Raw genomic sequence first — 5,095 nt, 5'->3', positions numbered from 1 at the left:
CACTGGGCCGTGGCCTGCTGGCCCTGTGCGCCGAAGCCGTGGGCGCCATGGATTGCGCGCGCGACGCCACGCTCGACTACCTGCGCACGCGCCGCCAGTTCGGCGTGCCCATCGGCAGCTTCCAGGCCCTGCAGCACCGCATGGCCGACTTGCTGCTGGAAATCGAGCAGGCGCGCTCGGCCGTCATCAACGCCGCGGCGGCCCTGGACAACCCCGACCGCGCCGTCCGCGAACGCGCGCTGTCGGCCGCCAAGGCCACCATCGGCCGCGTCGGCACCCTGGTCGCCGAGGAAAGCATCCAGATGCACGGCGGCATCGGCATGACCTGGGAACTGCCGCTCGCGCACTACGCCAAGCGCCTCGTCATGATCGACCACCAGTTCGGCGACGAAGACCACCACCTGCGGCGCTACATCGCGCTGGGCCGGCCATGAGCGGGGCGCGCGAACCTGGCGCGCCCGTGGCGGGGGACACCGCGCCGGGCGTCCCTGGACCGGGCGTCCCTGAACCGGGCGTCCCTGGACCGGGCGTCCCCTTTTCCTCGCGGTTTCCGGTGCGGGGCGTGGAAGACGTCCGCCGGATCGCGGCCCGGCCGCTGGCCGAGACGCTCACGGTGCGGAGCACCTACGAGATCTTCCGCAACTCCGCCGCTGCGTTCGGCGACCGGCCCGCGCTCACCTTCCTGCGCACCGCCGATCCGGACGACGCGGTGGACTGCTGGAGCTACCGCGAACTGCTGGAAGGCATCCACCAGACCGCCAACCTGCTGCACACGCTGGGTGTGGGCGCGCAGGACGCGGTGGCCGTCCTGCTGCCCGGCTGCCTGGAATACCACCTGGCGCTGTGGGGCGGCGAGGCCGCCGGCGTCGTGCAGCCGCTGAATCCGCTGCTGGCCGAAGACAAGCTGGCCGCGCTCATGAGCAAGGCCCGTGCGCGCGTGCTCATCGCCTATGGCTCCGACCAGGAATGCGGCGCCTGGACCAAGGCGCTGGCCCTGCGCGAGCGCGTGCCCACGCTGCGCGCCGTGCTGCGCGTGGCTCCCTGGTACGAAGACCCGGCCGCGCGCCCCGCGCTGCCCGAAGGCATGCTGGACTTCAACGCGGCCCGCGCCGCGCAACCCGCCGACCGCCTGGCCAGCGGGCGCGTCATCCGCGCCGCCGACACGGCCGCGTATTTCCACACCGGCGGCACCACGGGCGCGCCCAAGCTCGCCGTACATACCCACGCCAACCAGGTCTTCAGCGCCTGGGCCGCCGTGCAATTGCAGGGCGCGGGCCCGGGCGACGTGGTCATCAACGGCTATCCGCTCTTTCACGTGGCGGGCGTGCTGCCAGCCTCGCTGGCCGCGCTGTCGGCCGGCGTGCACACCCTCATTCCGACCACCCTGCTGCTGCGCAACCGCGACGTGGTGCGCAACTACTGGAAGCTGGTCGAGCGCCACCGCGTCACCTCGCTGCAAGGCGTGCCCACGATGCTGGCCGCGCTCGCCGAGGTGCCGCTGGACGGCGCCGACATCTCCTCGCTGCGCTACTGCCGCACCGGCGCGGCGCCCCTGCCCGCCGAGCTGGCCAGCCGCTTCGAGCGCCTGTTCGGCCTGCATATCAACGAAAGCCTGGGCATGACCGAGATGGCCGGCATCACCTCCATCAGCCCGCCCGGCTCGCGCTTTCCGGTCAACTGCGTGGGCTATCCGCTGCCGTACGTGGAAGTGCGCGTCACGGCGCTCGACACCCCGGCCGGCCAGCCCCCGCGCGACCTGCCGCCCGGCGAGGCAGGCATGCTGCTCTTCAGGGCGCCCAACGTCATCCCCGGCTTTCTCGACGCCGAGGACACGGCGCGCGCCTTCACCGAAGACGGCTGGCTCATCAGCGGCGACGTCGGTTTCCTGGACGATGCGGGCCGCCTGCACCTGCAGGGCCGGGCCAAGGATCTCATCATCCGGAGCGGCCACAACATCGATCCCAAGGTCATCGAGGACGCGCTGGCGCGCCATCCGGCCGTGAGCCTGTGCGCCGCCGTGGGCGCGCCCGACCCCTACGCGGGCGAACTGCCGGTGGCCTTCGTCACCCTGGCCGACGGCGCTCGGGCCACTGAGGAGGAACTGCTGGTCCACGCCGCGCGCCACGTGGACGAAGGCCCCGCCCGGCCCAAGCGGGTCATCGTGCTCGAGCACATGCCCATGACCAACGTGGGCAAGATCTACAAGCCCGACCTGCGCCGGCTCGCCGCCGCCTTCACCGTGCGCGCGCTCATCGAGCGCACCCTGCTCGACGCGGGCTGCCCGGCGGACAGTCCCTGGTTCCGGCTGACCGACGACGCCCGTCCCGAGCTCGCCGTGTGCGCCAGCGCCGACGCCCGCCCGCGCTGCGCGAGCAGCTGCGCCAGTCGCTGGCGCGGCTGCCGGTGCGGGTCGGCTGGCGCGAGGCCGAGCCCGCTCCCGACTAGCGCCCCGTCAAGCTTTCCCCACACAACCACAGATCCCGTTTACCGGGACGCCGCCACCCGAGGAGACCTTCCATGCCTGCATCCCCCCTGCGCCGCGCCTGCCTGGGCGCTTTGCTCTGCATCCTGGCGATGGGCGCCCTGCCCGCCGCCGCCCAGACGCCGCAATTCCCCACCAAGCCCGTTACGGTCATCGTGCCCTTCCCGGCCGGCGGCTCCACCGACCGCCATCTGCGCATCCTGGCGCAGGAAGCTTCCAAGTCGCTGGGCCAGCCCGTGGTCGTGGAAAACCGCCCCGGCGCGGGCGGCACGCTGGGCCCGGGCACCATGGCCAAGACGGCCAAGCCCGACGGCTACACCATCACGCTCTATACGCTGGCCATGCTGCGCATGCCGTACATGCAGCACACCAACTGGCACCCGATCAACGATTTCGACTTCATCATCGGGCTGTCCGGTTATACCTTCGGCCTCACCGTGCGCGCGGATTCGCCTTTCAAGACCTTCAACGAGTACATCGAGGCCGCGCGCAAGGCGCCCGGCACCATCGACTACGGCTCCACCGGCGTGGGCTCCTCGCCCCACCTGCTGATGGAGGAACTGGCCATCAATGCCAAGGTCAAGCTCAACCACGTGCCCTTCAAGGGCAACGCCGACATGCAGCAGGCGCTGCTGGGCGGCCACGTCATGGCGCAGAGCGACGCCACCGGCTGGGACCAGTTCGTGGACGCCGGCAAGATGCGCCTGCTGGTGACTTTCGGCGAAAAGCGCACGACCCGCTGGCCCGACGTGCCCACCGCGCAAGAGCTCGGCTACGGCGTGGTGTCCACTTCGCCATACGGCCTGGCCGGCCCCAAGGGCATGGACCCCGCCGTCATCCGCATCCTGCACGACGCCTTCAAGCAGGCGCTCTACAGCCCCGCCAGCATGGAAGTCATGCAGCAGCTCAACCAGCAGCCCGCCTATCGCAACAGCGCGGATTACCGCGCCTGGGCCGCCGACACCTACGTGAAACAGAAGCCGCTCATCGAGCACCTGGGCCTGATGGCCAAGAACTGACGCTTTTCCCTTGGAGCGGCCTGCGGGCCGCTTTTGCCGCGCAGATTTGTATACAAAATCTGCGCGGTTTTTCTGTTTTCCGGCCGCGCCGTTTGCTAGACTGGCGCCCGTAGCAATGCCCGCGCCCGCGCGCCCATGACCCCGCAAACCGCCCCCGACCCCAGCGCCAGCGACATCGCCAGGGAAATCTCCGCCGCCATCGTCTCGCACCGGCTGCCCCCCGGCACCCGCCTGCGCGAAGAAGCGCTCGCGCGCGTCTACAAGGTGAGCCGCACCAAGATCCGCGCCGCCCTGCTCATGCTGTCCAAAGACAAGCTCATCGACATCGTGCCCGACAAAGGCGCCTTCGTGAGCAAGCCCGACGCCAACGAGGCGCGCGAAGTCTACGCCGTGCGCCGCATTCTCGAAGCGGCGCTGGCCCGCGAATTCGTCGCCCGCGCCAGACCCGCCGACTACCGCCGCATCGACGCCCACCTGCGCGCCGAGCGGCGCGCCCTCGAAAGCGGCGACGCGCAGGAACGCAACCGCCTGCTGAGCGAATTCCACCTCCTGCTGGCCGACACCGTGGGCAACACCGTACTGACCGGCATGTTGCGCGAACTCTCCGCGCGCAGCGCCGTCATCACCGTGCTCTACCAAAGCTCCCACGACGCCGGTTGCTCCTCGCGCGAACACCACGCCTTCATCGAAGCCGCCCGCGCCGGCGACACCGAACGCGCCTGCGCGCTCATGGACGAGCATCTGCGCAACGTCGAGGCCGCCCTGGACTTCAGCGGCCCGCCGGCCGCCGGCGGCGACCTGGTGGCCGCGCTGCTCAGCTAGGGCCTGTTAACGCTAAAAGGAGCCTCCTTTCCCGCGGCATGCGTCCCGGGCGGCACGCGTCCCGGGCGCCGCGCGCCCGGCGCGGGAAATTCCCCCGCATCAAACCCGCCTGGCGGCATTGACGCCGCGCAAACCGCCAGGCGCGCTTCCCGGCTACAGTAAGAAAGTCTCCGGCTCGCGGAGACGCGCCCGCATGCCGGGCGCCGACTGTCAATCGATGTGCCCCTCAAAACGGAGACAACGCCATGTATCAGCACATCCTCATCCCCACCGACGGATCCCCCCTTTCCACCGACGCGGTCCGGCAAAGCCTGCAACTGGCCAAGTCGCTGGGCGCGCGGGTCACGCTCCTCACCGTGGAAGAGCCCTTCCACGTCTTCGCGCTGGGCGCCACCCAGATCGCCAAGAGCCTGACCGAGTACCAGGAAGCCATGCGCGTCCAGGCCGACCGCATTCTCGGCGAAGCCGCCGAACAGGCCCAATCGCTCGGCGTGCCCTGCGAAACCCTGCGCGTCACCCACGAAGATCCCTTCCAGGCCATCATCGACACCGCCGTCAGCCGCCAGTGCGACCTCATCGCCATGGCCTCGCACGGCCGCCGCGGCATGAGCGCCATCGTCCTGGGCAGCCAGACGCAGAAAGTGCTGACCCACTCCAAGGTGCCGGTGCTGGTGTATCGCAAGAGCTGATGCGCCCGGGCGCCGCCGTTGGCGGACGGGCGCACGGACATCGCGGGGCCGCCCATGGACCACCGCCTCAGGCCGCAATACCT

Annotated in this window: 4 protein-coding genes and 1 pseudogene; all 5 read left to right on the top strand. The window is 70.4% G+C overall.

Annotated elements, in window-relative coordinates; genetic code table 11:
- Window positions 1-434: acyl-CoA dehydrogenase family protein (locus tag AD428_RS22560; protein WP_255352294.1), on the top strand; the 434-nt coding region annotated here is incomplete at its 5' end.
- A pseudogene (locus AD428_RS22555) lies at window positions 431-2,445 on the top strand (acyl-CoA synthetase). The gene AD428_RS22560 and the pseudogene AD428_RS22555, both read left to right, overlap by 4 nt.
- Before the next feature lie 72 nt (window positions 2,446-2,517).
- Entirely contained in the window at window positions 2,518-3,501 is a 984-nt protein-coding gene (locus AD428_RS22550) for a tripartite tricarboxylate transporter substrate binding protein (RefSeq protein WP_053246658.1), read from the top strand.
- Window positions 3,502-3,636: 135 nt separating this feature from the next.
- Window positions 3,637-4,323 carry a GntR family transcriptional regulator gene (locus tag AD428_RS22545; RefSeq protein ID WP_053246657.1) on the top strand — a complete coding sequence of 229 codons (687 nt, stop codon included), beginning with the start codon at window positions 3,637-3,639 and terminating at the stop codon, window positions 4,321-4,323.
- Window positions 4,324-4,568: 245 nt separating this feature from the next.
- On the top strand, window positions 4,569-5,012 hold the full coding sequence (locus AD428_RS22540) for a universal stress protein (RefSeq protein WP_053246656.1): 444 nt from the start codon (window positions 4,569-4,571) through the stop codon (window positions 5,010-5,012).
- Window positions 5,013-5,095: the final 83 nt, after the last annotated feature.

Source organism: Achromobacter sp. DMS1 (genome assembly GCF_001270295.1).
Note: the sequence above shows the minus strand (reverse complement) of the source record. Positions and strands in the feature narration are given on the sequence as shown.